This is a genomic window from Pseudomonas sp. MF08817 (assembly GCF_059862705.1).
Map to the genome: position 1 here is coordinate 136,521 of NZ_JCBCUY010000005.1, position 26,934 is coordinate 163,454.

Annotated in this window: 21 protein-coding genes and 2 pseudogenes; 15 read left to right on the forward strand and 8 right to left on the reverse strand. The window is 62.7% G+C overall.

The window, feature by feature from the left end:
- Window positions 1–27 precede the first annotated feature (27 nt).
- Window positions 28–2,418 (forward strand): penicillin acylase family protein, encoded by a 2,391-nt coding sequence (locus tag AC19YR_RS05035; protein WP_095109165.1) that lies wholly within the window; start codon window positions 28–30, stop codon window positions 2,416–2,418.
- A gap of 40 nt (window positions 2,419–2,458) precedes the next feature.
- Here the strand turns inward: AC19YR_RS05035 and AC19YR_RS05040 are convergent, their stop codons facing one another.
- Window positions 2,459–4,390: a RecQ family ATP-dependent DNA helicase gene (locus tag AC19YR_RS05040; RefSeq protein WP_500597415.1), complete on the reverse strand. Its 1,932-nt coding sequence runs from the start codon at window positions 4,388–4,390 to the stop codon at window positions 2,459–2,461.
- Between the two features lie 161 nt (window positions 4,391–4,551).
- On the opposite strand from AC19YR_RS05040, the gene AC19YR_RS05045 reads away from it, so the two are divergent.
- Window positions 4,552–5,637, forward strand: a complete 1,086-nt coding sequence (locus AC19YR_RS05045; protein ID WP_095109166.1) for a S8 family peptidase — start codon at window positions 4,552–4,554, stop codon at window positions 5,635–5,637.
- 63 nt (window positions 5,638–5,700) lie between these two features.
- Here the strand turns inward: AC19YR_RS05045 and AC19YR_RS05050 are convergent, their stop codons facing one another.
- Entirely contained in the window at window positions 5,701–7,248 is a 1,548-nt protein-coding gene (locus AC19YR_RS05050; RefSeq protein WP_095109167.1) for a phosphoenolpyruvate carboxykinase, read from the reverse strand.
- A 179-nt stretch (window positions 7,249–7,427) separates the two neighbouring features.
- Window positions 7,428–8,330, reverse strand: coding sequence for an Hsp33 family molecular chaperone HslO (gene hslO / locus AC19YR_RS05055; protein WP_095109168.1), 903 nt, complete (start codon window positions 8,328–8,330; stop codon window positions 7,428–7,430).
- A gap of 101 nt (window positions 8,331–8,431) precedes the next feature.
- Here hslO and AC19YR_RS05060 point away from each other — a divergent pair, with 101 nt between their 5' ends.
- The gene (locus AC19YR_RS05060; RefSeq protein WP_095109169.1) at window positions 8,432–9,232 is read left to right on the forward strand and encodes a phosphatase PAP2 family protein; all 801 of its coding nucleotides are present in this window, start codon (window positions 8,432–8,434) and stop codon (window positions 9,230–9,232) included.
- Window positions 9,233–9,256: 24 nt separating this feature from the next.
- On the opposite strand, the gene AC19YR_RS05065 is transcribed toward AC19YR_RS05060, so the two are convergent.
- Window positions 9,257–9,664, reverse strand: coding sequence for an RNA-binding S4 domain-containing protein (locus tag AC19YR_RS05065; RefSeq protein WP_095109170.1), 408 nt, complete (start codon window positions 9,662–9,664; stop codon window positions 9,257–9,259).
- Window positions 9,665–9,880: 216 nt separating this feature from the next.
- Here AC19YR_RS05065 and rimB point away from each other — a divergent pair, with 216 nt between their 5' ends.
- Together rimB and rimK are read left to right on the forward strand one after the other, a co-directional pair.
- Window positions 9,881–10,363, forward strand: a complete 483-nt coding sequence (rimB, locus tag AC19YR_RS05070; RefSeq protein ID WP_095109171.1) for a retropepsin-like aspartic endopeptidase RimB — start codon at window positions 9,881–9,883, stop codon at window positions 10,361–10,363.
- A complete protein-coding gene (rimK, locus tag AC19YR_RS05075) occupies window positions 10,360–11,265 on the forward strand; it encodes a 30S ribosomal protein S6--L-glutamate ligase (RefSeq protein ID WP_095109172.1) in 906 nt (301 codons plus the stop codon). The genes rimB and rimK overlap by 4 nt, the downstream gene beginning before the upstream one ends.
- A gap of 86 nt (window positions 11,266–11,351) precedes the next feature.
- Here the strand turns inward: rimK and AC19YR_RS05080 are convergent, their stop codons facing one another.
- Entirely contained in the window at window positions 11,352–12,665 is a 1,314-nt protein-coding gene (locus tag AC19YR_RS05080; protein ID WP_095109173.1) for an ATP-binding protein, read from the reverse strand.
- A 116-nt stretch (window positions 12,666–12,781) separates the two neighbouring features.
- Window positions 12,782–13,522: an osmolarity response regulator transcription factor OmpR gene (gene ompR / locus AC19YR_RS05085; protein ID WP_095109174.1), complete on the reverse strand. Its 741-nt coding sequence runs from the start codon at window positions 13,520–13,522 to the stop codon at window positions 12,782–12,784.
- Between the two features lie 360 nt (window positions 13,523–13,882).
- On the opposite strand from ompR, the gene AC19YR_RS05090 reads away from it, so the two are divergent.
- The 9 genes and pseudogenes from AC19YR_RS05090 to AC19YR_RS05130 all read left to right on the forward strand — a co-directional run.
- Window positions 13,883–16,207 carry a Tex family protein gene (locus AC19YR_RS05090; protein ID WP_095109175.1) on the forward strand — a complete coding sequence of 775 codons (2,325 nt, stop codon included), beginning with the start codon at window positions 13,883–13,885 and terminating at the stop codon, window positions 16,205–16,207.
- Entirely contained in the window at window positions 16,207–16,590 is a 384-nt protein-coding gene (locus AC19YR_RS05095; RefSeq protein ID WP_095109176.1) for a PaaI family thioesterase, read from the forward strand. Before AC19YR_RS05090 ends, AC19YR_RS05095 begins: the two co-directional genes overlap by 1 nt.
- A 215-nt stretch (window positions 16,591–16,805) precedes the next feature.
- Window positions 16,806–18,389, forward strand: coding sequence for a glutamate--cysteine ligase (gshA, locus tag AC19YR_RS05100; RefSeq protein WP_095109177.1), 1,584 nt, complete (start codon window positions 16,806–16,808; stop codon window positions 18,387–18,389).
- 244 nt (window positions 18,390–18,633) lie between these two features.
- Window positions 18,634–18,798: pseudogene (gene tauA / locus AC19YR_RS05105) on the forward strand (taurine ABC transporter substrate-binding protein); the annotation flags it as partial.
- 91 nt (window positions 18,799–18,889) lie between these two features.
- Window positions 18,890–19,669 carry a taurine ABC transporter ATP-binding subunit gene (gene tauB / locus AC19YR_RS05110; RefSeq protein WP_095109178.1) on the forward strand — a complete coding sequence of 260 codons (780 nt, stop codon included), beginning with the start codon at window positions 18,890–18,892 and terminating at the stop codon, window positions 19,667–19,669.
- Window positions 19,666–20,508 carry a taurine ABC transporter permease TauC gene (gene tauC, locus AC19YR_RS05115; RefSeq protein ID WP_500597416.1) on the forward strand — a complete coding sequence of 281 codons (843 nt, stop codon included), beginning with the start codon at window positions 19,666–19,668 and terminating at the stop codon, window positions 20,506–20,508. The genes tauB and tauC overlap by 4 nt, the downstream gene beginning before the upstream one ends.
- 42 nt (window positions 20,509–20,550) lie before the next feature.
- Window positions 20,551–21,387 carry a taurine dioxygenase gene (gene tauD / locus AC19YR_RS05120; protein ID WP_095109180.1) on the forward strand — a complete coding sequence of 279 codons (837 nt, stop codon included), beginning with the start codon at window positions 20,551–20,553 and terminating at the stop codon, window positions 21,385–21,387.
- A gap of 74 nt (window positions 21,388–21,461) precedes the next feature.
- Window positions 21,462–21,707 carry a FitA-like ribbon-helix-helix domain-containing protein gene (locus AC19YR_RS05125; protein WP_500597418.1) on the forward strand — a complete coding sequence of 82 codons (246 nt, stop codon included), beginning with the start codon at window positions 21,462–21,464 and terminating at the stop codon, window positions 21,705–21,707.
- A pseudogene (locus AC19YR_RS05130) lies at window positions 21,704–21,889 on the forward strand (PIN domain-containing protein); the annotation flags it as partial. The gene AC19YR_RS05125 and the pseudogene AC19YR_RS05130, both read left to right, overlap by 4 nt.
- Before the next feature lie 78 nt (window positions 21,890–21,967).
- Here AC19YR_RS05130 and betT read toward each other — a convergent pair.
- Complete coding sequence (gene betT / locus AC19YR_RS05135) at window positions 21,968–23,929, reverse strand: choline transporter BetT (protein ID WP_500597433.1); 1,962 nt, start codon at window positions 23,927–23,929, stop codon at window positions 21,968–21,970.
- A 496-nt stretch (window positions 23,930–24,425) separates the two neighbouring features.
- Window positions 24,426–25,352, reverse strand: a complete 927-nt coding sequence (gene epsC / locus AC19YR_RS05140) for a serine O-acetyltransferase EpsC (protein ID WP_095109184.1) — start codon at window positions 25,350–25,352, stop codon at window positions 24,426–24,428.
- Between the two features lie 819 nt (window positions 25,353–26,171).
- Between epsC and AC19YR_RS05145 the strand changes: the two genes are divergently transcribed.
- Window positions 26,172–26,933, forward strand: a complete 762-nt coding sequence (locus tag AC19YR_RS05145; protein ID WP_095109185.1) for a hypothetical protein — start codon at window positions 26,172–26,174, stop codon at window positions 26,931–26,933.
- Window position 26,934: the final 1 nt, after the last annotated feature.

Here is a 26,934-nt window from a genome sequence, read left to right on the forward strand (position 1 = left end):
CCCCATAAGAAACAACAAGGAGCTTCAATGAAACGCATCCTGACCCTCTTGGCCCTGCTACTGCTCGTACTCGCCCTGGGCGGTGGCTGGTACCTGTATGGCAAGCAGCCGTCGCGCCAGGGCCTGGTGGCGGTCAACGGCCTCAAGGATGCGGTCACCGTGCGCTACGACGAACGTGGCGTGCCCCACATCCGCGCCAGCAATGACCTCGACCTCTACCGCGCCCTGGGCTATGTGCACGCCCAGGATCGCCTGTTCCAGATGGAAATCATGCGGCGCCTGGCCCGGGGCGAACTGGCCGAGGTGCTGGGACCCAAACTGGTAGACACCGACAAACTGTTCCGCAGCCTGCGCATCCGCGAGCGCGCCGCTAGCTATGCCGCCAGCCTGGATCGCCAATCTGCCGCGTCGCAGGCCTTGCAGGCTTATCTGGACGGCATCAACCAATATCAGGATGCCCGACCGCACCCGCTGGAGTTCGATGTGCTAGGCATCACCCCGCGGCCCTTCACCGTGGAAGACACCATCAGCGTCGCCGGGTACATGGCCTACAGCTTCGCTGCCGCGTTTCGTACCGAGCCCTTGCTCACCTACATCCGCGACCAGGTGGGCCCCGACTACCTGGACGTCTTCGACCTGAGCTGGCAGCCCAAAGGCATGCTGGCCCAGGCTCCGGGCCTGAGCGCCGGGGACTGGCAGGACCTGAACGCCATCGCCCGTCTCAGCGAACAAGCCCTGGCCGACAATGGCTTGCCGCAGATGGAAGGCAGCAACGCCTGGGTGGTGGACGGCACCCGCAGCAAAAGCGGCAAACCGCTGCTGGCCGGCGACCCTCACATCCGCTTCTCGGTGCCGGCGGTGTGGTACGAGGCGCAGTTGTCCACGCCGGATTTTGAGCTATACGGCCATCACCAGGCCCTGGTGCCCTTCGCGTTCCTGGGCCACAACCGGGATTTCGGCTGGAGCCTGACGATGTTCCAGAACGACGACCTCGACTTGATCGCCGAGAAGGTCAACCCGGACAACCCCAACCAGGTCTGGTACCGCGAGCAATGGGTAGACCTGATCCGCAGCCAACAACAGATCGCGGTCAAGGGCCAGGCCCCAGTCACCCTGGAGCTGCGCCAATCACCCCATGGCCCGATCATCAACGACGTGCTGGGTGCCACGGCAGGCAAGACCCCCATCGCCATGTGGTGGGCCTTCCTGGAAACCCAGAACCCGATCCTTGAAGGCTTCTACCAGCTCAACCGCGCCGACACCCTGGCCAAGGCCCGCAGCGCGGCGGCCAAGGTCCATGCGCCGGGGCTGAACCTGGTGTGGGCCAATGCCCGCGGCGACATCGCCTGGTGGGCCGCGGCGCAGTTGCCCAAACGCGCAGCGGGGGCCAACCCGGCGTTCATCCTCGACGGCACTACGGCCCAGGCCGACAAGGAAGGCTTCTACCCGTTCAGCGCCAATCCGCAGGAAGAAAACCCGCCGCGCGGCTATATCCTCTCGGCCAACTACCAACCGGCTTCACCCACCGGCATGGAGATCCCTGGCTACTACAACCTCGCCGATCGCGGCCAACACCTGAACCGGCAACTGAGCGACGCCAGCATCAGTTGGGACTTGGAAAACAGCCAGAAACTGCAACTGGGCACCACCACCGCCTACGGCCCGCGCCTGTTGGCGCCTTTGCTGGCGGACCTGCGCGCCGAGGTCAAAGACCCGGCCCAACGCAAGCTACTGGAGCAACTGGCGCAGTGGCCGGGCGACTATCCGCTGGCATCCACCAGCGCGACGCTGTTCAACCAGTTTCTCTACAACCTCAGCGATGCCGTGTTTCGCGATGAGTTGGGCGACAGCTTTTTCGACACCCTGCTCTCGACCCGGGTGATCGACGCCGCATTGCCGCGCCTGGCCGCCACCGTCGACTCGCCCTGGTGGGACAACCGCCACACGCCAGCCAAGGAAACCCGCGCCCAGATCGTGCTGCTGGCCTGGCAGAACAGCATCGCCCACCTGAGCGCCACCCTGGGCGACGACCCCGGCCAATGGCAGTGGGGCAAGGCCCACACCCTGACCCACAGCCATCCACTGGGCACGCAAAAACCGCTAGATCGGCTGTTCAATGTCGGCCCGTTCGCCGCGCCGGGCAGCCACGAAGTGCCGAACAATCTCTCGGCCAAAATCGGCCCCGCGCCATGGCCGGTCACCTACGGCCCCTCGACCCGGCGCCTGATCGACTTCGCCGACCCGGCCCACAGCTTGACCATCAACCCGGTCGGCCAGAGTGGCGTACCGTTCGACAAGCACTACGGCGACCAGGCCGAGGCGTACATCGAGGGCCTCTATCAACAGGCCCATTTCAGCGAAGAAGAAGTCAGCGCCAACACCCGCAGCACCCTGCGCCTGCTGCCTGCGAAGTTGTAGCCCCGCTGGCTACGACAACAGCGGCGGCGGGTGACAGGCCTCAGCCCGGCAACTGGCCTTCGACCCACGCACGCACCTGCGCGTAAGGGTAATCCTCCAGCGCCGCGAACCCGGGGATCGCGCGGGCCTTGAGCTTGGTGAACAGCGGCGCGCTGATGCCGCCCAGGAAGCGCGTCAGCAATTCGCTGCTGGGCTCAAGCCCCGTGTGCTGCTGGTGCCTGTGGATAAATGTGCCGCACAGCACCGCGAAGTTTTTATCCACAAGCGCGGGCAACTCGGGCGGCGCCGGCAAATGCGCGACCTGGCCATGGCACACCGAGCAGTGGCCGCAGCGTTGCGGCGCCTGCTCGTCGCCAAAGTAGCGGGCCAGGCGATGGCCCAGGCACTGCTCAGTGGCGAACAGGTCGAGCATGGCGTGGATGCGTGCAATTTCCCCGCGTTCGTGGCGGGTAAAGTAGGCGTGCAGTTCGGCGCTCAGGGCTGGCGCATCGAAATCCGCCAGCACGCTGTAAACCTCGGTCATCTGCTTGCTTTCCAGCTCCACCCAGCCCTTTTCCTGGAAGTAATCCAGCGCCTTGACCACCCGGTTGCGCTCGGCGCCGTACTGCTCGTAGAGCGCGTCGAAATTCACCGTGGCCCAGGTCCGGGCGCGGCTAGAGGTGTGGATGATCGCCGCCACGAAGTCGCGTCGCTCGCCCTCGAAACGCGTCAGCAATGCCTCTGGTTCAAGGAGTAATTTGAAGCGATATTCGGCGAAATAGGCGTAACGCGGGGCGATCAACCCCCGTAATTCCAACTGCACCAGCAAGGTCTTGAGGGGCAGTTGGCGGATGTTGCTCTGGTCTGCCAGCGGCCCCAGCAAAAATTCCCACTGGCCGTCCGGTGCGGCGCCTTGCAGTTCTTCCAGCACACAGCGGATGCCGCTCAACTCCGGAGTGTCGCCGTAGACGAAGTTTTCCAGCACATTGAGGCTGTCGCGGTTGGCCAGCACCAGGCAATCGCAGGGCTGGCCATCGCGGCCGGCGCGGCCGATTTCCTGGCTGTAGTTCTCGATGGATTTGGGCAGGTCAAAATGCACCACGTTGCGGATATCGCTTTTGTCGATGCCCATGCCGAACGCGATGGTGGCGACGATGCAACCGGCCTGGCCCGCCATGAACTGGCGCTGGATGGCCTCGCGCCGCTCATGGGGCAACCCGGCGTGATAAGCCTGGGCGGCGATACCGTGCTGGCTCAGGTGTTCGGCAATCTGCTCGGCGGTTTTTTGCAGCGTGACGTAGACGATGCTCGCCTGCCCTGCTCGCGCGCTCATCCACTGCACCAGCCGCCGACGCTTGTCCTGGCCGCTTACCGGCTCCACCAGCAGGTTGAGGTTGGGCCGGTAGAAACCGGTGGTCACCACGTCGGCGGGGGCGATAGCGAACTTGGCCTGCATGTCGGCAATTACCTGCGGCGTCGCGGTGGCGGTGAGCAGCAAGGCCTGGGGGATAGCGAACTGGCGTTGGTAGTCCGGCAGCTTCAGGTAATCCGGGCGGAAGTTGTGGCCCCACTCCGAAATACAGTGCGCCTCATCGATCACCAACAGAGAAATCTGCACCTGTTGTAGGAAGTTACGAAAGCGTTCGTTCTTCAGGCGCTCCACGGAGATCATCAGGATCTTTAACTCACCGGACCGCGCCCGCGCCATCACCGCACTGGCGTCTTCACGGCTCTGCACCGAATCGATACTCGCCGCCGCAATGCCGTGGCGTTGCAAGAACGCCAACTGGTCCTGCATCAATGCCAAGAGCGGCGACACCACCAGTGTCAGATGCGGCAGCAGCAACGCCGGTAACTGGTAGCACAGAGATTTACCGGAGCCCGTAGGAAATATCGCCGCCACCGAACGCCCGGCCAATACCGCACTGACCGCCGCCTCCTGGCCAGGGCGAAACTGTGGATAACCGAAAACCCGCTCGAGGGTGCTGTACATAAGGTCGCGGCTCCAAAAAGTCGAAAAAAGGGCGGAATACGGCTCCACACGCTGAAACAAAACCAACGACATAACCACTGCACCACCCCTGGCAACCGGGGCTAAGATTCGCCCACATCGCGGCTGGAAGCCCGAAGCACATCAACCTAAAGGAATGAACCATGCACACCCCCCTCTTGAGTGCCCGACCGTACAAGCCCGGCTTTTTACCATGGATAAGCCTGGCGGGCTTGTCGCTGACCCTGACCGGATGCCTGACCGTGCCCCAACAACCTGTCATCGAGCCTGAGGCTCCCAACTTCGAAACCCCTGAATACATCGAGCAAAAAGCCCTGACCGTCATCAAGGCCTCCGCCTTGTACGCCCGCGGCGGCACCGGCCAGGGCGTGAAGGTGGCCCTTGTCGATTCGGGCCTCAATGCCGACCTGCCGGAATTCAAGGGCCGCATCGGCCACCCGGGCTACGACTATGTCGAAGACCGCCCCGGCACCATCGACAGGCTGGGCCACGGCACGCAGATGGCCGGCATCCTGGCGGCCAACAAGGACGGTGCCGGCATGCACGGCGTAGCGTTCAACGCGCAACTGATCCCGCTGCGCTTCGGTGACGACAACGAGCCGTTTTTCTTCGACAGCGAGATCGCTCAATCCTGGCAGTTCGGCTTCGACCAAGGCGCGCGGATCTTCAGCAACGCCTGGGCCAATGCGATCCCGGCCACGGAAATCACCGAAGCCCGCTACAAGCAGGTGATGCCGCAATCCCTGGAGATGGCGCGCAAACTGGTGGCCGAGGGCGCGGTGTTTGTCTTCCCCACCGGCAATGAACTCAAACGCGAACCCCTGGCCGAACCCGGCTTGCCGCTGGCCATCCCGGAGCTGGAAAAAGGCTGGATAGCGGTCATCGCCCTCAAACGCGACGGCACCGTGGTCAATGCCAAATCCAACTACTGCGGCGTGGCCGCGGCCTGGTGCATCGCCGTCCCCGGTGGCGATTCCGGCAATGACATGGGCCTGACCACCACCGCCAAGGACGGTGGCTATACCCAGACCGCCGGCACCTCTCCGGCCACGGCCATCGTTAGTGGCGCACTGGCCGCGCTGCAAAGCCGCTACCCGCACCTCAGCCCGCAGCAGATCCGCGATCGGCTGCTCAGCACCGCCAATCGCACCGGCATCTACGCCAACAGCGAGGCCTATGGCCGGGGCTTAATGGACCTGGAAGCGGCCTCGCGCGGCGAACTGCCGTAGTTTTCAATGACCGAAAAAAACCGCCCCGAAGGGCGGTTTTTTCGTTGCGCTAGCGCGAAGTCATTACAACTTCGGGCCGGCGGCCTTGATGGCGTCGCTGACGTCGAACTTCTTGAAGTTCTCGACGAACAGGGCGGCCAATGCCTTGGCGGCTTCGTCGTAGGCAGCCTTGTCGGCCCAGGTGTTGCGTGGGTTCAACAGGCCAGTTTCAACGCCCGGTACGGCCAGCGGCACGTCGAGGTTGATGGTGTCCAGGTGCTCAGTCTCGGCACCCACCAGAGCACCGCTCTGGATGGCGGCGATAACACCACGGGTGGTCGGGATGTTGAAACGCTTGCCCACACCGTAGCCACCGCCGGTCCAACCGGTGTTGACCAGGTACACCTTGGAGCCGAAGCCACGGATGCGCTTAATCAGCAGCTCAGCGTATTCGCCGGCCGGACGCGGGAAGAACGGCGCGCCGAAGCAGGTGGAGAAGGTGGACTTGATGCCACTGCCCGAACCCATTTCAGTCGAACCCACCAAGGCGGTGTAGCCGGACAGGAAGTGGTAGGCCGCCTGTTCTTCGCTGAGGATCGACACTGGCGGCAGTACGCCAGTCAGGTCGCAGGTCAGGAAGATCACCGCGTTGGGCTCGCCGCCCAGGTTCAGCGGGGCGCGTTTTTCGATCAGTTCACGTGGGTAGGCCGCACGGCTGTTCTGGGTCAGGCTGTCGTCGGCGTAGTCGGCCTTCTTGTTCGCATCGAGTACGACGTTTTCGAGCACGGCGCCGTGCTGGATGGCTTTCCAGATGACCGGCTCGTTCTTCTCGGACAAGTCGATGCACTTGGCATAGCAACCGCCTTCGATGTTGAACACCACGCCAACGCCCCAGCCGTGTTCGTCGTCACCGATCAGGTAACGGCTTTCGTCGGCCGACAGGGTGGTTTTGCCGGTGCCAGACAGGCCGAAGAACAGGGTCACGTCGCCCGCCTCGCCCATGTTGGCGGCGCAGTGCATCGGCAGCACGTCGACCGCTGGCAGCAGGAAGTTCTGTACCGAGAACAGGGCTTTTTTCATTTCGCCGGCGTAACGCATACCAGCGATAAGCACTTTGCGAGCGGCGAAGTTGAGAATCACGGTGCCGTCGGAATTGGTGCCGTCACGTTCCGGAACGCATTCGAACTCGGGCACGTTGAGGATCTGCCACTCAGCCTTGCCACCGGCGTTGTACTGGCCGGCTTCGGGGTTGATGAACAGGCAGCGGCCGAAAAGGTTGTGCCAGGCAGTACCGGTGGTCATCTTGACCGGCAGGTAGTGCGCAGGATCGGAACCTACATGGACGTGGGAAACAAAGCGCTCGCGTTCGCCGATGAAGGCTTCAACGCGGTCCCACAGGGCATCGAACTTGTCAGCCGGGAACTTGCGGTTGATCGGGCCCCAGGCGATGGCGTCCTGGGTGGAAGGTTCTTCAACGATGAAACGGTCGACTGGCGAGCGGCCAGTGCGGTGGCCGGTGCGGACAACCAGGGCGCCGGTGTCGGACAGCTCGCCTTCACCGCGGTTCAAGGCTTCTTTAACCAGATCGTCGACACTCAGATCGGTGTACACGGCGTTGTTGGCTTGCGTCATGAGGTTCCCCGTCGGCCAGTGGCCGAGTGCTCCAAACGTTTTGTAGTAGAAAGTTGTGCACTACTACCGCGAAAAAAGTGGGCCGGATTATGCCAGAAACACCCAAAAAAAGTAGGGTCCTCCCGTCAGTACGGCCTCATTTGAACAAATGTCAGGTAAATCACCTGCGCTGAAACGTTTTAGTGGCGAGTATCCGAGGGTGTGTCTACGCCTGCTCCAGCGAATAATTGAGCGACATCGGCGGCATCGAACAGGTAGCGCTCGTTGCAGAACTGACAGTCGATCTCGATGTGGCCGCCGTGTTCGACCACCAATTGCTGTGCATCTTCCAGGCCCAGGCTAACCAGCGCAGTGCCGGAACGGTCCCGCGAGCAACTGCAATGAAAGTGCAGGTGCTGTGGATCGAACAAGCGCACCTGCTCTTCGTGGTAGAGGCGGTGCAGCACGGTTTCGTTGTCCAGACCCAGCAACTCGTCGGCGGTCAGGGTGCCGCCCAGGGTGGTGATGTGTTGCCAACTGGCGGCGCGGTCGTCTTCGTCCTTGATCCGGTCGGCCGGCAGTTGCTGCAACAGCAGGCCGCGCGCGCGGCGCCCGTCGGCATACAGCCAGAAACGCGTGCCCACCTGCTGGGACATGACGAAGTAATTGGTGAAGCACTCGGACAGGGTCGCGCCATCGAGGTCGACGATGCCCTGGTAGCGCTGGCCCTGGGTCGGGTCGACCGTCAGCGCAAGGACGCCGCCGGGCATCAGGTCGGCCAGGGTCGCGTCCGGAGCGATGCGGTCCGCTTCGTAACGGGCCAGGCCACGGATTTCGCGCTCGCTGGAGCACTCGATCATCAGCATCGGCACCGGCCCTTCGGAGCGGGCCTGGAGGATCAGCAAACCGTCGAACTTCAAGGTGCCAACCAGCAGCGACGCCGCCGCCATCAACTCACCGAGCAGTTGCGCGACAGGCTCCGGGTAAGGGTGTTTGGCGAGAACTTCGGCATAGCTACGTTCCAACGCAACCAGCTCGCCGCGAGTGTCGCTGTCATCAAAGATGAAGCGTTGGGTGAAGTCGGTATCTGGTAGATCGGTCATAGGTTTGGGTATCTGAAGTAATGACAAAATGTGTACGAGAGGCGAAAATCACGGACTAGCACCATTTTGGTGCATTAATGTTCGGCCACGGGAGGCATTTTATGAACAATCCGGGTTTGTTCCAAGCAAGGTGGAACCTCGGTCGCTTGGCGTTGTGTAACTTACTACCTCTTGCACTGCTGTGTTTTTGGTTGTGGCCTACGGGCCAGATGCTCTGTGTCATTTTCGACGAGTGGCTGTTCGGCCTGCTCAATGCGCCATTGGCGACCCATCCGGCCTGGTTGCACACCTGGGCCGTCGCCAGCCTGCGCCCGTTCGACGCGGTAGTGGGGGTGATCCTACTGGCGCTGCTGATTCGCGGTGACTGGGTGTTCAAGGCCATCCATGTGCGCCAGGCGTTCTTTGGCTTCCTCGCCATCCTGCTGCTGTTGCTGTTTGTGCGCATGCTGTTTTCCAAACTAGCCGCCCAGATGGGCTGGCAGCACCACAGCCCGTCCATGGTGATCGAAGGCGCGGTGCGCATGAGCGACTATTTCCCGGGCCTGGAAAAAACCTGGGAGCTCAAGGACCGTTCCAGCCAGAGCTTCCCCGGTGACCACGCCTCAGTGCTGATTATCTGGGCGCTGTTCATGGGCCTGTTCAGCCGCACGCTGGGGCAACGCCTGGTGGTCTGGGGCCTGGCGATCCTGTTCATGCTGCCGCGCCTGGTAGCTGGCGCCCATTGGGGCCAGGACGACTATATAGGCGGTGTCCTGCTGGCGGTGCTGGCCCTCGGCTGGGGTTACTACACGCCCTTCGCGGCCAAGGTCTCGGGGGCGCTGTTGCGGGTCAGCGAGCCGCTGTTCCGGCTGCTGGGGCATATCCCCATGGTCTCGCGCCTGAGTGTGGTACGCACCGCGTGAGTTAGGCCCCCTGTGGCTGGCCGGTCAATCGGCGTGACTGGCGCCACGGAACTTGAACAGGTCGCGGCGCTGCTTCTTGCTCGGCTTGCCATCGGTGCTCACCCCCAGGGCACCGGCCTTGCGCATGGCCGCGGCAGCTTCGCGCTTGGCGATGCTCGCCTCGGTCTCGGCGTATAGCGCCTGGGCCTCGGGCGCGCCTCGGCGCACGATCGACAACGCCAAAACCACCACCGTGCGCTCATCGAGCCCGGCGCGGATCTGGAACTCATCGCCCACCCGAGGCTCTTTGCCGGGCTTGCAGCGCTCGCCGCGCCAATGCACTTTGCCGCTCTCGATGGCCGCCTTGGCCAGGGCGCGGGTTTTGAAAAAACGCGCCGCCCACAACCACTTATCCAGACGAACCTTGTCATCCTCTTCGCTTTTTTGTGCCATCGGAATTCCTCATTCTGAAATATTTCCGAACTGTACTACCGTTTCTGTTGTGCCATGACTGACACCCGCTCGGTTTAGAATGCCGCGCCCCAGCCCGACGCTTGAGGGCGGGCACTGCGGGCCGTAGATATCTGTCGCCTTTTACCCATTATTCTGCGTGAATACCGCAAATTCGGCCGCTTGCGGCGCGAACGGTTTTTTACGGGTTGAGCCTATTTGAAGACTTTTGACCATTTGACCGTTGTCGGCCTACGCGAGTGGGTCGCCCTACCCGACCTGGGAGTGGCAGGCCTGCGGGCGAAGATCGACACCGGCGCCAGCACTTCCAGCCTACACGCCACCGAAATCGAACCCTTCGAGCGCGGCGGCGAAAAATGGGTGCGCTTCAACGCCCACTTGGGCACCGTGGTGCAGCTGCGCCATCGCCACTGTGAAGCGCCGCTGGTGGCGATCAAGACGATAAAAAGCTCCAACGGCCATGCGCAAGTGCGGTATGTCATCCGCACCCCCCTGGCCCTGGGCGATCGCGTCTGGCAGGTGGAATTCACCCTCGCCTGCCGCAAGTCCATGCGCTACCGCTTACTACTCGGTTCCAAAGCCCTGATCGCCGGCCAATTGGTGGTTAATCCGGGCCTCAAGTACGTTCAAGACAAACCGGTATTTCCGGCCTCCACTACCTCTGCCACAGGTGTTGCATGAAGATCGCTGTGCTGTCGCGTAACCCGCGTCTGTATTCCACCCGTCGCTTGGTTGAAGCGGGGACCGAGCGCGGCCATGAGATGGTGGTGATCGATACCCTGCGTGCTTATATGAACATCGCCAGCCACAAGCCACAGATCCATTACCGTGGCAAACCGCTGGAAGGCTTCGACGCGGTGATCCCACGGATCGGCGCCTCGGTGACGTTCTACGGCTGCGCGGTGTTGCGTCAGTTTGAAATGATGGGCGTATTCCCCCTCAATGAGTCCGTGGCCATCGCCCGCTCGCGGGACAAACTGCGCTCGCTGCAACTGCTGTCGCGGCGTGGCATTGGCCTGCCGGTGACCGGGTTTGCCCACTCGCCAGACGACATTCCCGACCTGATCGAAATGGTCAACGGCGCGCCGCTGGTCATCAAGGTGCTCGAAGGCACCCAGGGTATCGGCGTGGTGATGTGCGAAACGGCGACGGCGGCGGAGTCGGTGATTGAGGCGTTCATGGGCCTCAAGCAGAACATCATGGTGCAGGAATACATCAAGGAAGCGGGCGGCGCGGACATCCGCTGCTTCGTGGTGGGCGACAAGGTGATCGCAGCAATGAAGCGTCAGGCCAAGCCCGGCGAGTTCCGTTCCAACCTGCACCGTGGCGGCAGCGCCAGCCTTATCAAAATCACTCCGGAAGAACGCATGACCGCCCTGCGGGCAGCCAAGGTCATGGGCTTGAGCGTGGCAGGCGTCGATATCCTGCGCTCCAACCACGGGCCCCTGGTGATGGAGGTGAACTCCTCACCCGGCCTGGAAGGCATCGAGACCACCACCAACAAGGACGTGGCGGGAATCATCATTCAGCACTTGGAAAAGAATGGCGGGCCGAACATGACCCGAACCAAAGGAAAAGGATAACGGCAAGGTTTTAGCTGCAAGCTGCAAGAGGAAAGCAAGGCATGGCACCTCTCTTGCAGCTCATCGCTCGCCGCTTGCAGCTGCCGTCAAACTGCATCTCGCGGCAGCATGAGCCCCAACGGCAAGCGCACCCGTGCTTCCAGGCCACCACCGGTGCGGTTGCGCAGTTCGACATTACCGCCGTGCATCGACGCGATGCGCTTGACGATGGCCAGCCCCAAACCTGTGCCTTTACCGCCCCGGGCGCGGTCGCCACGGGTGAAGGGATTGAAGATGGCTTCCAACTCCGACTGATCGATACCCGCACCGCGGTCCATGACACTGAGCACCACATACGGTGCATTGGTGTCGCCCGAAACATAAGCCGCGACTTCAACTCCCGTACCGGCGTGGTGCAAGGCATTGCCGATCAGATTGTTCAATAGCCGCTTCATGGACACACGGCGCAGCGGAAACGGCTGGATCGGCTCCAGGCACAGACGTACGCGCTCTTCATTCTGGTTGTAGGGGGCCGCAACCTCGCGCACCAGATCACTGAGGTCGACTTCCTCTACCGACTCGTCACGACCGTCGCGAATAAATGCCAGAAACTGGTCAAGAATTGCGTCCATGTCCTCGATATCGCGCACCATTTCGTCGCTCAAGTCGCTGTGGTCGCCCATCAGTTCCAGGGACAAACGCAGGCGCGTCAAGGGCGTGCGCAGGTCGTGAGACACGCCAGCGAGCATCAGCTCACGCTCACGCCCAGCCTGTTCGACATCCTCGGCCATCTGATTGAACGCACGGTACACCTCGGCCATTTCGCTCGGGGTGTCGCTGATGGGCAAGCGCACGCTGCGGCCCTGGCCGAGTTGGCGGGCGGCATACACCAGCCTCCTGAGGGGTTGGTTGAGTTGGCTGACGAAGATCCAGGCAGACGCAGTGGACAACAGGCCGATGGCCAGGAACCAGCCCAAGACGTTCCAGATTTTCTGACCACGCAATGGGTGCGGATAAAGCGGCACCTTCAGCCAGCCATCCCCCAGGCTCGGCGCCCGTACCCACAGCGCTGGGGGTGCCTGCATGCGCAAGCGCACCTCGGTGTCAGCGCCCAGCTCAGACTGCATTTGGCGCTGATAGGCCTCGCTGTAGGGCCAATGCTGCTCGCCTTCCGGCACACCGGCGCCCACCACGCGGATCAGCCCAGCGACATCGGCGATTTTTTCGCGGTTGGCTTCGTCAGCAGCCCAGTAAGCACGCAAGGTCAAGGCAACCCCGTGGCTGTACTGTCGGTCTACCAGCACGTCCTCGTTCATCAACAGATAAACCAAGGTGAGTGCCTTGGAGAACAGGACGACAATGAGCACCAGCCAAAGGGTGCGCGAGAAAAAACTTTGGGGGAACCACAGTGGGGTCTTCATAGACGACAGCTACACACTTTGCAGGAGCGAGCAGCGCTCGCAAAATTGCGGAGGGCGACCTGCGGGGCTACCGGTATCCGACAGGGCCCGAAAAGCTCACTCCTACAAATCACCGGTCACTTGGTCGCAGTGCCATCCGGGACAAACACGTAGCCGACACCCCAGACAGTCTGGATGTAGCGTGGCTTGGACGGGTCAGGCTCGATCATCCGGCGCAGACGGGAAATCTGTACATCGATAGAACGCTCCAAGGCATCCCATTCGCGACCGCGGGCCAGGTTCATCAGTTTGTCGCGGGTCAGCGGCTGGCGGGCGTTCATCACCAGAGCCTTGAGCACGGCGAACTCACCCGTGGTGAGCATATGTACTTCGTCGCCACGCTTGAGTTCGCGGGTTGCCAGGGAGAGTTCGTAATCGCCGAAGGTCACACTCTCGTCTTCGCTACCCGGCGCGCCAGGTACCGGTGCCGACTGACGGCGCAACACCGCTTTGACGCGAGCCATCAACTCATCCGGGTTGAACGGCTTGGCCAGGTAATCGTCAGCGCCTTTTTCAAGGCCATTGATCCGGCTCAGCTCATCGCCCTTGGCGGTCAGCATGATGATCGGAATTTGGTTTTTGAGGCTGCGCATGCGTTTGAGGGCGCTGAGGCCATCTTCGCCGGGCATCATCAAGTCGAGTACCACCAGGTTGAACACCTCGCGGGCCAGCAGACGATCCATTTGCTCGGTGTTCGGCACCGCGCGTGCGCGATAGCCCTTGCTGACGAAAAAACGCTCCAGCAGGCTGCTCAGCCCCGGATCGTCGTCAACGATGAGAATTTTTTCGCCTTCAGCAGTGTGTGCAGTGCTGCTCATTGGATGCTCCTGTGATCTCGGCGCGCATTATGGCGTAGCTGCCGTTATACGCACCGTGTGCATTGTTAGCAGATTTTTCCTCTGGCGCCAGCAATCCAGCCATTGTGCCTACGCGGTGCAATGCCCCCGAAGCACAGATCGCTGGTTATAATGCGCCGCCTTTTGTGTAGGGCAATGTCTGATCGTTACTGTCGGTGGCCGTTATCCATTTTCACGGGTCGCGCAGTAAACGTTCGATTTCACGGGTCCACAGGCTGCCTGTCGATCCAGGCAGCGGTGCCGGCCAGGCCGCTCAACCAGGCGCGCGCCCCCCTTAAGCCGGTGGTGCGGGCCTGCTTTCACAATTTTTCAGGTGGTTTTATGGACAGCATCAACAGCCGCATCGCCGAGGAACTCGGTGTCCGCCCGCAACAGGTCGAAGCGGCCGTCGCCCTACTGGATGAGGGCTCCACGGTGCCCTTTATCGCCCGTTACCGTAAAGAAGTGACCGGCAGCCTCGATGACATCCAATTGCGGCACCTGGAAGAGCGCCTGCGTTACCTGCGAGAACTCGACGAACGGCGCGTCAGTATCCTCGCCAGCATCGAGGAGCAGGGCAAGCTGACCCCGGAACTGGCCCGCGATATCAAACTCGCCGACACCAAGACCCGCCTCGAAGACCTTTACCTGCCGTTCAAGCAAAAGCGCCGCACCAAGGGCCAGATCGCCCTGGAAGCGGGCCTGGGCGATTTGGCCGACGGCCTGTTCAACGACCCGACGCAAACCCCGGAAACCGAGGCCGCACGCTTCGTCAACGCGGAAAAAGGTGTAGCCGATGTCAAGGCCGCCCTCGAAGGCGCCAAGTACATCCTCATGGAGCGCTTCGCCGAAAACGCCAACCTCCTGGAAAAACTGCGCAACTACCTCAAGCAGGAAGCCACCCTCAGTGCCCGCGTGATCGTTGGCAAGGAAGAGGAAGGCGCCAAGTTCCGCGACTATTTCGAGCACGACGAACCGCTCAAGAGCATGCCATCGCACCGCGCCCTGGCGATTTTCCGGGGCCGCAACGAGGGCATCCTCAGCTCCGCGCTCAAGGTCGGCGACGAATTGCCGGGCACCATGCACCCGTGCGAAGGCATGATCGGCCAGCAGTTCGGCATCCAGAACCAGAACCGTCCTGCCGACAAATGGTTGGGTGAAGTGGTGCGCTGGACCTGGAAGGTCAAGCTCTACACCCACCTGGAAACCGACCTGCTGGGCGAGTTGCGCGACGGCGCCGAAACCGAAGCGATCAACGTCTTCGCCCACAACCTGCACGACCTGCTGCTGGCCGCCCCCGCCGGGCCGCGCGCCACCCTGGGCCTGGACCCGGGCCTGCGCACCGGCTGCAAGGTGGCGGTGGTCGATGCCACCGGCAAACTGCTGGACCACGCCACCGTCTACCCCCACGTGCCGCACAACAAATGGGACCAGACCCTGGCCATCCTCGCCGCTCTGTGCGCCAAGCACGCGGTGGACCTGATCGCCATCGGCAACGGCACCGCCAGCCGCGAAACCGACAAGTTGGCCGCCGAGCTCATCAAGAAGTACCCGGCGATGAAAATGACCAAGGTCATGGTGTCCGAGGCGGGCGCTTCGGTGTACTCGGCCTCGGAGCTGGCCTCCAAGGAGTTCCCGGATCTCGACGTGTCGATCCGCGGCGCGGTGTCCATTGCCCGGCGCCTACAAGACCCGTTGGCGGAATTGGTGAAAATCGACCCGAAATCCATCGGTGTCGGCCAGTACCAGCACGACGTGTCGCAGTTGAAACTGGCCCGCGGCCTGGATGCCGTGGTCGAAGACTGCGTGAACGCCGTGGGCGTGGACGTCAATACCGCCTCCGTGGCGCTGCTGGCGCGCATCTCCGGCCTCAACGCCACCCTGGCGCAGAACATCGTCACCCACCGCGATGAGAACGGCGCCTTCAAGACCCGCGCCGCACTGAAAAAAGTCTCGCGCCTTGGGGAAAAAACCTTCGAGCAAGCGGCAGGCTTCCTGCGCGTGATGAATGGTGACAACCCGCTAGACGCCTCGGCGGTCCACCCCGAGGCTTATCCGCTGGTACAGCGCATCGCCGCCGAAACCGAGCGCGATATCCGCTCGCTGATCGGCGATGCCGCGTTCCTCAAGCGCTTGGACCCAAAAAAGTACACCGACGAAACCTTCGGCGTGCCGACCATCACCGACATCCTGCAAGAGCTTGAAAAACCAGGGCGCGACCCCCGGCCCGAGTTCAAGACCGCCGAATTCCAGGACGGCGTCGAGGACCTCAAGGACCTGCAACTGGGCATGATCCTCGAAGGCGTCGTCACTAACGTCACCAACTTCGGTGCGTTCGTGGATATCGGCGTTCATCAGGACGGTCTGGTGCATATCTCTGCATTATCGGAGAAGTTCATCAAAGATCCGCGCGAAGCGGTAAAGGCTGGCGACGTGGTCAAGGTCAAGGTCATGGAGGTCGATATCCCGCGCAAACGCGTGGGCCTGTCGATGCGCATGGGCGACACTCCGGGCGAGAAAATCGACGGCGCCCGTGGCTCGCGCCCAGGCTCTGCACCGCGCCAGTCCCAAGGCAGCGCGCCACGCAAGGAAGCACCAGCGCCGGCGGCGAGCAACAACGCCATGGCATCGCTGTTCGCCAACGCCAAGCAGTTGAAGAAGCGCTGATGGCCGCCCCCGCCGAGGTGGTGCAAAGCGCATTCAGCCAACTGCTGGGCTGCCGCTTGCTGCGCCTGGAGGGCGGTGTGGCCGAAGTCGCCCTGGCGCTGGCGCCAGAACTGCGCAACCGCGGTGGCAAGTTGCATGGCGGGGCGCTGTTCAGCCTGGTGGATATCGCCATGGGCCTGGCGTGTTCCAGCAGCCACGGCTTTGACCAGCAGAGCGCCACTATCGAGTGCAAGATCAACTACATCCGCGCCGTGGACAGCGGCGAGGTGCAGTGCATCGCGCGGGTCATCCACCCGGGCCGGCGCACGCTGGTGGTCGAAGCCGAGGTGATGCAGGGCGACAAACTGGTCGCTAAGGCGCAAGGCACCTTCGCAACGCTATAGCTGCCGGTCATGGATTTGGGTTAATTTCGGCGCTGCAAACGCGGCGTCGGAATTTTCTTCATCCGCGGTAGCCAATTTCACGAATGGAAGTCGGCATTTTCAATGCGGGCCGATCCGGCTCTAAAACCAGGCGAAAACGCCAGTTTCTACTTCACCCTTGTAGACCGTCCTGCCCACCCCCATATTGGGGCGACTGACGCGTGAAGGAATCCAACTTGAGCGAACTTCTCAACCGCCGCCTGGCCCTGCTCAGCGAGCACGCCAACCTTTCGGTGCTCCAACAGTGCCTGCACGGTATCGAACGCGAATGCCTGCGCGTCACCGAGGCCGGCCGCCTGGCCCAGACGCCGCACCCCGAAGCCCTGGGCGCCGCGCTGACCAACGAACTGATTACCACCGACTATTCCGAGTCGCTGCTGGAATTCATCACCCCGGCCCTGCCCGACCCGGCAGACACCCTGGCCAGCCTCGACAAGATCCACCGTTTCGCCTACAGCAAGCTCGGCGACGAGTACCTGTGGAGTCCATCGATGCCGTGCCCGTTGCCGGCCGAGGAAGATATCCCGATCGCCTATTACGGCACCTCCAACATCGGCCAGCTCAAGTACGTCTACCGCAAGGGCCTGGCGCTGCGCTACGGCAAGACCATGCAGTGCATCGCCGGGATCCACTACAACTTTTCCCTGGCGGAAAAAATCTGGCCGCTGCTCAAGCAGGCCGAAGGTTTTGTCGGCACCGACCGCGACTATCAGTCGGCCGCCTATATCGCCGTGATCCGCAATTTCCGCCGTTATAGCTGGCTGCTGATGTACCTGTTCGGTGCCTCGCCGGCGCTGGACGCCGGTTTCCTGCGGGGCCGCGCCCACCAGCTCGAACAGTGGGACGCCGACACCCTCTACCTGCCCCATGCCACCAGCCTGCGCATGAGCGACCTGGGTTACCAGAGCAACGCCCAGGCTGGCCTCACGCCCTGCTACAACGACCTGGAAAGCTACACCGACAGCCTACGCAAGGCCGTGGCCACGCCCTACGCGCCCTACGTCGAAATCGGCACCCATCAGGACGGTGAGTGGGTGCAGCTCAACACCAACATCCTGCAGATCGAAAACGAGTACTACTCCAACATCCGCCCCAAGCGCGTCACCTACACCGGCGAGCGGCCGATCCAGGCCCTCATGGCGCGCGGCATCCAGTACGTCGAAGTGCGTTGCCTGGACATCAACCCGTTCCTGCCGATGGGCATCGACCTGCCGCAGTCGCGCTTCCTCGATGCGTTTTTGCTGTATTGCGCCCTGAACGAGAGCCCGCTGTTCCAGAACAACGAATGCGGCAACTGCACCTCCAACTTCCTCAGCGTGGTCAAGGAAGGCCGCCGCCCGGGCCTGCAATTGCAGCGCAATGGCCAGGCCGTGGACCTCAAGGAATGGGCCGCCGAGTTGCTGGAGAACATCGCCCCGCTGGCCGCCCTGCTCGACCAGAGCCACGGCGGCAACGCCCACAGTAAGGCCCTGGATGCGCAAATGGCGAAGGTCCGCGACCCGTCGCTGACCCCCTCGGCCCAGGTCCTGGCCGCCATGGCCGAGCACCAGGAAAGCTTCACCCAGTTCTCCATGCGCCAGAGCCAGGCCCACGCCGAATTCTTCCGCCGCGAGCCGTTGAGCACCGAGGACCAGGCCCGCTTTGAAGAACTGGCCCGCAGCTCCCTGGCCCAGCAAACCGAACTGGAGCAAACCGAGGTGGGCGATTTCGACGTATTTGTCGGTTCCTACCAGGCGAGCATTCTGGCCATCAGTAACTGACGGTGGGAGCTGGCCGGGCGGCGCTCCGCTCGCGCTAGCGGCCTCCTTGCCAGTACATATGCAGCGCCTGCCCCAGCCTTATCGCGAGCAGGCTCGCTCCCACAGGTTAAGCGCTGGCACAAAACCCCCACCGCCGTGCGCCTTGCTCATAAGCTAATTCTAAAAAGTTATTTATTTTTGAATTCTTAGATCATTTAGTCTCCTCATCAGCCGAAACCTCGGCCGCCCGATGAGGAGCTTCACGATGAAACTGCACGCCCCCCTTCGCCTCCTGGCGGCCCTAACCCTGGCGGCGGCCAGCCTGTTCGCCCACGCGGCGGACCTCACCGTCGCGTACCACACCACCGTGGCCCCAGCCACAGTCGCCCGGGCCGACGGCAGCTATGCAAAAGCCACCCACGCGCCCCTCAAGGCGCAGGGCAAGGTGCAAGCCGTGCTGCCGGACTACGCGCCCTACGTCAGCGCCCTGTTCATCCCCAACTGACCCGGAGTACGCCGCGATGGCCTTGTTAGAACTGGAGCGCATCAGCGCACAGTACCCGGGCAGCCCCGAGCCGGTGCTGGCCGACATCACCCTCAACCTGGGGCCCCGGCAACTGCTGGTGGCCCTGGGCCCATCCGGCAGTGGCAAAACCTCGCTGTTAAACCTGATTGCCGGTTTCGTCACCCCCAGCGCCGGGCGCATCACCCTCGACGGCGTGCCCGTGCAAGGCCCCAGTGCCGAGCGCGGCGTGGTGTTCCAGGACGATGCTCTGCTGCCCTGGCAGGACGTGCTTGCCAACGTCGGTTTCGGCCTGGAACTGGCCGGCGTGCCCCGCGTACAACGGGACAGCCGCGCCCGCGAGATGCTGGCCCTGGTGGACCTGGCCGGGTTCGACCAACGGCGTATCTGGCAGCTCTCCGGCGGGCAGAAACAGCGCGTCGGCCTAGCTCGCGCCCTGGCCGCCGACCCGCGTGTGCTGCTGATGGATGAGCCGTTCGGTGCCCTCGATGCCTTCACCCGCGAACAGATGCAGGAGTTGCTCCTGCAAGTCTGGCGGCGCACCGCCAAACCGGTGTTCCTGATTACCCACGACATCGAAGAAGCGGTGTTCCTGGCCACCGACCTGATTTTGCTGGCGCCCAACCCCGGGCAAATTGTCGAGCGCCTGAGCCTGGATTTCGGCCAGCGCTACGCCGCTGGCGAATCGGCGCGGGCGATCAAGTCCGACCCGCGCTTTATCGAAACCCGTGAGCATGTGCTAAGCCGCGTGTTCTCCCAACGCCAGGAGCGCGCATGAGCAGCTACGAACTCCCCGCCACCGTCGCCAAACCTGCCGGCCACGCGGCACCCACCGGCGCCCCGCGCCGCAGCCTCGGCACCCGCACCATCAGCGTGCTGACGCTGTTGGCGCTGCTCGCCCTGTGGTGGGCGGTGACCGCCAGCGGCCTGATCGAGCCTTTGTTTTTGCCGCCGCCCTCGGCCGTGCTGCAAAAAGGCTGGTTGCTGGCCACCAGCGGCTACATGGATTCCACCCTGTGGCAGCACCTGGCCGCGAGCCTGGGGCGCATCGGCCTGGGCCTGGGCTTTGCCGTGCTCACCGCCGTGCCGGTGGGCATCGCCATCGGCCACAACCGTATCGCTCGCGGCATCCTCGACCCGCTGATCGAGTTCTACCGGCCGATCCCGCCCCTGGCCTACCTGCCGTTGATCGTCATCTGGTGCGGCATTGGCGAGTTGTCCAAGGTGCTGCTGATTTACCTGGCGATCTTCGCCCCGATCGCCATCGCCACCGCCACCGGCGTGCGCACCGTGGACCCGGCGAAACTGCGCGCCGCGCAATCGCTGGGTGCCACCCGCGCACAACTGATTCGCCATGTGATCCTGCCCAGCGCCCTGCCCGACATTCTCACCGGGGTGCGCATCGGCCTGGGTGTGGGCTGGTCCACCCTGGTGGCCGCCGAACTCATCGCCGCCACCAGTGGCCTGGGTTTCATGGTGCAGTCGGCGGCGCAATTTCTGGTCACCGATGTGGTGGTGCTGGGGATTCTGGTCATCGCCCTGATTGCCTTCGCCATGGAAATGGGCCTGCGCGCCCTGCAACGCAAACTGGTGCCGTGGCACGGCCAGGCCCATTAATCACCGCCGAGCGCTCGGCGCCACACACTCAAAGGGAACCCCATGAGCAGCCTGACCATCACCCCTATAAGCCTGGCCCTCGGCGCGCAGATCAGCGGCGTCGACGTCAGCGCACCGCTGAACCTGGAACAACGGGACGCCATTGAGCAGGCGCTGCTCAAGCACCAGGTGTTGTTTTTCCGCGATCAGCCGATCACACCTCAGCAGCAAGCGCGATTTGCGGCGAACTTCGGCGATCTGCACATTCACCCGATCTACCCCAACGTGCCGGAACAGCCCGAAGTGCTGATCCTCGACACCGCCGTCACCGACGTGGGCGACAACGCCATCTGGCACACCGACGTGACCTTCCTGCCCAACCCGGCCATGGGCGCGGTGCTCAGCGCCAAACTGCTGCCCGCCGTGGGCGGCGATACCTTGTGGGCCAGCGGCATCGCGGCATTCGAGGCACTGTCCAAACCCTTGCAAAACCTGCTCACCGGGCTGACGGCAACCCATGATTTCACCCGCTCCTTCCCGGTGGAGCGCTACGGCACCACCCCCGCCGACCTGGCGCGTTGGGAAGAAGCACGCCAGAAAAACCCGCCCGTGTCCCACCCCGTGGTACGCACCCACCCGGTCAGCGGGCGCAAGTCCCTGTTCGTCAGCGAGGGCTTCACCAGCCGCATCAACGAACTGAGCGGCAGCGAAAGCGAAACCCTCCTCAAATTCCTTTTCGCCCACGCCACCCGCCCCGAATTCATCGTGCGCTGGCGCTGGCAGGCCAACGACATCGCCTTTTGGGACAACCGCGTCACCCAGCACTACGCCGTGGACGACTACCGCCCGCAGCGTCGGGTGATGCAGCGGGCAACGATTTTGGGGGATGTGCCGTTTTAGCCGGCAAATGACCAACGGCAAGCCGCCGGCCCGCTGACAGCGCAATGACTTCATTGATTGCAGCGGGAGGCACCATGGCGAGTCTGACTATTCGCAACCTAGACGACCGCGTGAAAGAGCAACTGCGGGTCGAGGCAGCGCACAGCGGTCATTCCATGGAAGAAGAGGCCCGCTTGGTTTTGCACAAGGCACTGAACAAGGCGGCCAGCGGCGATGGCTGGGGCAGCCGCATTCGCGCGCGGTTTGCCGAGGTGGGTAGCGTGGAACTTGATCTGCCCGAGCGCAGCGACGCGCCCCGCGTGGTGGACCTGGGACAATGATTGTGCTCGACACCAACCTACTTTCCGAGCTGATGCGGCCACCACCCGCGCTCGTCGTTTCGCTTTGGGTAGAGCAGCAAGTAGCCAGTGATCTGTACATCAGCGCCATCACCATGGCGCAGATTCTCCACGGCATCGAGCGTCTGCCGCCCGGCAAACGCCGCAGCAGCCTGCTGGCAAGCCTTTAGACCGCCATCACCACACAGGGGTTACGTAATGCCCTGTGGGCATAGGCCCGCTCATGATGAGCCTCCCCAACCTCACCTGACCAAATGCAAAAACTGCATGTGCCGTTCGTACTGGTCGAGGATGTCGTTGATGATCTGCTCTTTGGTGTAGCCCATCAGGTCGTAGTCCTGGCTGCCTTCGGCCAGGTGCACTTCGGCCCGGTAGTAGCGGCGGTTACGCAGTTCCTTGGGGCCCATGCCGCCGCGGGCGAAGGACGGCGTGAAGTAACCGCGCATCTGCACCTGGTACACGAACGGGTGCTCGTCACCATGGCCGATCTCCAGGCTGACGCTGTCGTTGGCCGGGTCGGGCTGGGCGACGACGTTCAGGCCTTTCTCGACGAACACCGCCGTCACTTCCTCGATGGCCGGGCGCACCGTGGTGTCGAGGAAGCGGTAAACCTCATCGCGCGAAGGGAAATGCACCGCCTGGCTCAGGCGCTGGCGCCAACCACCCTTGCCCCGGCGCGAGGCCGAAACCGGTGCCAGGGAGTGCAATTGGGCGATCTGCTTCTGGGATTCGAGGTAAAACGCCTTGTGCAAGCCCCACATCATCAGCAGCAAGATCATCGAGAACGGCAACGAGGTCAGCACCACCGCCGACTTCAGCGAATCGATACTGCCGGCGAACAGCAGCGCGCTGGTCACCAGGGCCGTCATCGCGCCCCAGAACACCCGCAGCCACTTGGGCCCGTCTTCATCGGCGTTGCCGCCCCGGGCCGAGAGCGTGGACAGCACCACGGTGCCGGAATCCGCCGAGGTGACGAAGAATACGAAGCTGATGAACACCGTGACCGCGATCACGGTTTTGCCCCAGGGGTAGGTTTCCAGCAGTAGGTACAGGGTCATCGACGGGTTTTCCAGGGCCGACATGCCCAAGGCACTCATGCCGTGGTTGAGCACCAGATCGATGGCGCTGTTGCCGAAAATCGACATCCAGGCCAGGGTGAACCCCAGAGGGATCAGCAGCACGCCGAAGACGAACTCGCGGATCGTGCGGCCCCGGGAGATACGCGCGATAAACAGCCCGACAAAGGGCGACCAAGCGATCCACCAGGCCCAATAGAACACCGTCCAACCGCCCAGCCAGTCGCTGGGCTTGTCGTAGGCGTACACGTCGAAACTCTTGGCCGGTAAGGCGCCGAGGTAGTCGCCCAGGTTCTGGATCAGGGTGTTGAGCAGGTGCTGGGTGGGCCCGGCGAACAGCACGAACAACAGCAACGCGCAGGCCAGCAGCATGTTGATGTCGGACATCACCCGCACGCCTTTATCGACGCCAGCGACGGCGACGATGATCGCCGCGCCCATCATCAGGGTTATCAGGCCGACCTGAATCCATTGGGTGTGGGCGATGCCGAACAAGTAGTCCAGGCCGGAATTGAGGTGCAGCACGCCAAACCCCATGTCCGCGCCCAGGCCAAACACCGTGGCGATGATGCCGAAGCCATCCACCGCATAGCCGATGGGGCCGTTGATGCGCTTGCCGATCAACGGGTACAGGGCCGAACGCAGGGCCAGCGGCAGGTTATGCCGGTAGGCGAAGTACGCCAGGGCCATGCCGACAAAGGCAAACACACCCCAGCCGTGCAGGCCCCAGTGCAAAAACAGCACCTGCATGGCCTGGCGCGCCGCATCGGCGGTGCCAGCCTCGCCCTGGGGCGGTTGCAGCAGGTGCGTCAGGGGTTCGGAAACGCAGAAGAAAAACAGCGTGATGCTGATCCCCGCCGCGAACAACATCCCGGCCCATGACAGGTAACTGAACTCGGGCTCGTCGTGGTCGGCACCGAGCTTGATCTTGCCGTAGCCAGACAGCGCGGTGACCACCACGAAGACCAGATACAGGGTCATCGCCAGCATGTAATACCAGCCGACCGTATTGGCCGCCCAGTCCTGCGCCGCCAGCAACCAGGCGCCGGCCTGCTGCGGGAATGCGATCACCACCAGGCCGAACACCAGGATGAAACTGGCTGCGAAATAGAACACCGGCGCATTCATGCGCATCTGGCCGGAGGTAGGAGTAGACGATGCACTCATGGACGATGCACCTCAGGGATGGAAAAGGGGGCCGAAAAAAACGGACTCAGCAAAGGCAAGCCTCCTGTTGTGTACGGGCAGCGAACCACCGGTTTAACTTGAACGAGCGTTCAAGTTAAACATGGATAGGGTTCGAGGACTAATCGTAAGGCTCGCCAGTACTTTCGTACGCTAGCTCAAGGAAGGGTATGACGTGGGGTAAACAGTTTCGTTCAGCGTTAAAACCGTCGGCAGCGAGGCGATGGCTAGCCAAACACCATCGCGGGCTGGGCCCGCTCCCACAGAGCACGTTGCCTGAACCGAAAACCAACCGACACCACAGCCCTACTGTGGTGTGGGTGGGATTTTCATTTTTCCTCTGTGGGAGCGAGCCTGCTCGCGATGGCAGCCTAAGTGGCAGTGACGAATGGCAGGGGTAAGACAGTTGCTCCCACCGGCGATCTCTATTGCCCAGCCCCTACTTCTGCGTCCCATCATCATGTTGCAGGTTGGCCTGGGTAAGGTTGCAGCCGGGCGGAACGCTGCGGGTCAGCCAGACATTGCCGCCGATGGTCGAGCCCTGGCCGATGGTGATACGCCCCAGGATGGTGGCGCCGGCGTAGATCACCACGTCGTCCTCGACAATCGGGTGGCGCGGGTGGCCTTTTTGCAGTTGGCCGTCCTCGTCCGCCGGGAAGCGCTTGGCGCCCAGGGTCACAGCCTGATAGATGCGCACCCGCTCGCCGATGATCGCCGTTTCGCCAATCACTACGCCCGTACCGTGGTCGATAAAGAAGCTAGGGCCGATCTGCGCGCCGGGGTGGATGTCGATGCCGGTGGCCGAGTGGGCTATTTCCGAACTGATGCGCGCCAGTAACGGCAACCCGGCGCGGTACAGGTGGTGGGCCAGGCGATGGTGGATCACCGCCAGAATGCCGGGGTAGCACAGCAGCACTTCATCCACGCTGCGGGCGGCCGGGTCGCCATGGTAGGCGGCCAGCACGTCGGTATCCAGCAGGCTGCGCAGGCCCGGCAGGGCCAGGGCGAAGTCCTGGATCAACGCGATGGCGCGGGCCTCCACCTCTTCATCGACCCGGGCGCTCTGGCGCGCCACGTAGCGCAACTCCAGACGCGCCTGGCAGAGCAACGCGTTCAGCGCCACGTCCAGGGTGTGGCCGACGTAAAAGTCCTCGCTCTCTTCACGCAGGTCAACCGGCCCCAGGCGCATGGGGAACAACGCTCCGCACAAGGCTTCGAGGATCTCGGCCATCGCCGCCCGGGACGGTAATTCCCGCCCGCCCTGCTCGCCGCTGATGCGGCCATTTTGCGAACGCCACTGATCGCGGGCGGCCCGCAGTTGGCCGACGATGGTCTGCAATTGCCAATGGCTGGATCGCGCACTCACGGTAGAACTCCTCACACTGACGGCGGCAAAAATGGCCTCCACTTTACGGCACGCCGCCCAGCGCCGTTTAAGAACCGTTTGTATGGTGTCCAGCACATTCGGGCATAAGCCGTTGGCAGTCGCTCCTGGCAGCGGCGGCCTGAACTCCGCCGCCGTGGTGCTGGCCGGCGCTCAACAACAAGCCAGGTGAGGTAGCCACAGCCCCTGCCAGGGTTTTTCGATAAAGGCGTGAGTGCTGAACAAGGCATTGTTTGCCGCCCCCAACATGGGCGCACCCGAGAGTTTTCGAGCAAGTTACCGAACTCTGCCGCACCCTAAAGTTTCATTTCAACTCAATGAATTTTTATTTCTCTTCCTTACCGGCATACTCCACTCATCGGCGCTCGCCCCCTTATTAAATCGGTATAACTTATCGAAGTTCACACTCTAGAACTTCGCAGGCACTACATATCTATATCGAGCAACATTAAATTCACCCAGCGCTTGTAACAACACGCCCTTATCCCCGTCTACAGCAGCGCTTACAACCTCCATTTCAACGCGGCTATATCGGCATAAAGTTCGCCAAGGGCCAGCGCTTAATGCCAATTCCAAGTAGGAGTTTTCTGAACAAATCTCTATTTACAAGTTCACTCCCGCGCACCCTTGACACTGTAACAAGCAAGCACTTATCTGTTTAATACCGATCACCCCACAACAACTTAAACTCCAACCGCACCCATATTGAACGCGCAACTTATGACGCCCCACGGATGTTCCTTTTCAACATCCAGGGCCGTTCAGAAACGGACTTCGCTGCACTGTTTCAAGGAGAACACCATGACCCGTACCGCCCCCCAACCCGAGCTGGCTGCTCCCAGCCTGTCCTGTTCCCACAAGCACAACGTCAATGCGACCAACGCCGCCCACCTGCTCATCGATATCGCGCCCTACCCTGGCATGGATGAGGGTGACCTGATCGAGCTGTTCTGGGACGACTGCTATGTCACCTCCACCGTGCTGGCAGCCGCCGACATCGGCCAAACCATCAGCCTGCGGGTCCCCGAAAGCTTTATCCGCAACGGCACATCGTGCGTCCACTACCGCCTCATGCACGTGGGCCACGGCCCGCTGCTCTCGGCGGCGCGGCGGGTGCAGGTCAAGCTCGACTGCCCCGGGGGCCAGCCATCGCCCCTGTGCGGCGACGAGAATCAGAGCCTGGAACCCTTGGCCATCCCTGGCGCCATTCGCCGCCAGGGGGTGAACGCCAACCAGGTCAAACGCGGCGTGCCACTGACCATCGCGCCGTACCTGAACATGGCCGCCGAGGATGAAATCACCCTGCGCTGGGGCGACGTGCGCCTGGACCTGCCCAAGGTGCGCGCCGACGAGGTGGGCAAGCCGATCAACATCTGGGTGCCGCCGGCCGTGATCCTGGAGGCCGGCGAAGACAACCAGTTGGAAATCACCTATTGCATCCTCGACCGCGCCGGCAACAACTCACGCTGGGCGCCGCCGCGCAAGCTGCGCATCGGCTGTGCCACCCCCTACCAGATCCCCGCCAGGCCCGCGCTGCAAGCCGCCGAAACCCGGCGCGGCTGAC

What these genes read in the sequence shown, in the direction of transcription:
- AC19YR_RS05035 (WP_095109165.1), top strand. Translation starts at nt 28, where the DNA reads ATGAAACGCATCCTGACCCTCTTGGCCCTGCTACTGCTCGTACTCGCC.
- AC19YR_RS05040 (WP_500597415.1), bottom strand. Translation starts at nt 4,390, where the DNA reads ATGTACAGCACCCTCGAGCGGGTTTTCGGTTATCCACAGTTTCGCCCT.
- AC19YR_RS05045 (WP_095109166.1), top strand. Translation starts at nt 4,552, where the DNA reads ATGCACACCCCCCTCTTGAGTGCCCGACCGTACAAGCCCGGCTTTTTA.
- AC19YR_RS05050 (WP_095109167.1), bottom strand. Translation starts at nt 7,248, where the DNA reads ATGACGCAAGCCAACAACGCCGTGTACACCGATCTGAGTGTCGACGAT.
- hslO (WP_095109168.1), bottom strand. Translation starts at nt 8,330, where the DNA reads ATGACCGATCTACCAGATACCGACTTCACCCAACGCTTCATCTTTGAT.
- AC19YR_RS05060 (WP_095109169.1), top strand. Translation starts at nt 8,432, where the DNA reads ATGAACAATCCGGGTTTGTTCCAAGCAAGGTGGAACCTCGGTCGCTTG.
- AC19YR_RS05065 (WP_095109170.1), bottom strand. Translation starts at nt 9,664, where the DNA reads ATGGCACAAAAAAGCGAAGAGGATGACAAGGTTCGTCTGGATAAGTGG.
- rimK (WP_095109172.1), top strand. Translation starts at nt 10,360, where the DNA reads ATGAAGATCGCTGTGCTGTCGCGTAACCCGCGTCTGTATTCCACCCGT.
- AC19YR_RS05080 (WP_095109173.1), bottom strand. Translation starts at nt 12,665, where the DNA reads ATGAAGACCCCACTGTGGTTCCCCCAAAGTTTTTTCTCGCGCACCCTT.
- ompR (WP_095109174.1), bottom strand. Translation starts at nt 13,522, where the DNA reads ATGAGCAGCACTGCACACACTGCTGAAGGCGAAAAAATTCTCATCGTT.
- AC19YR_RS05090 (WP_095109175.1), top strand. Translation starts at nt 13,883, where the DNA reads ATGGACAGCATCAACAGCCGCATCGCCGAGGAACTCGGTGTCCGCCCG.
- AC19YR_RS05095 (WP_095109176.1), top strand. Translation starts at nt 16,207, where the DNA reads ATGGCCGCCCCCGCCGAGGTGGTGCAAAGCGCATTCAGCCAACTGCTG.
- tauB (WP_095109178.1), top strand. Translation starts at nt 18,890, where the DNA reads ATGGCCTTGTTAGAACTGGAGCGCATCAGCGCACAGTACCCGGGCAGC.
- tauC (WP_500597416.1), top strand. Translation starts at nt 19,666, where the DNA reads ATGAGCAGCTACGAACTCCCCGCCACCGTCGCCAAACCTGCCGGCCAC.
- tauD (WP_095109180.1), top strand. Translation starts at nt 20,551, where the DNA reads ATGAGCAGCCTGACCATCACCCCTATAAGCCTGGCCCTCGGCGCGCAG.
- AC19YR_RS05125 (WP_500597418.1), top strand. Translation starts at nt 21,462, where the DNA reads ATGGCGAGTCTGACTATTCGCAACCTAGACGACCGCGTGAAAGAGCAA.
- betT (WP_500597433.1), bottom strand. Translation starts at nt 23,929, where the DNA reads ATGAATGCGCCGGTGTTCTATTTCGCAGCCAGTTTCATCCTGGTGTTC.
- AC19YR_RS05145 (WP_095109185.1), top strand. Translation starts at nt 26,172, where the DNA reads ATGACCCGTACCGCCCCCCAACCCGAGCTGGCTGCTCCCAGCCTGTCC.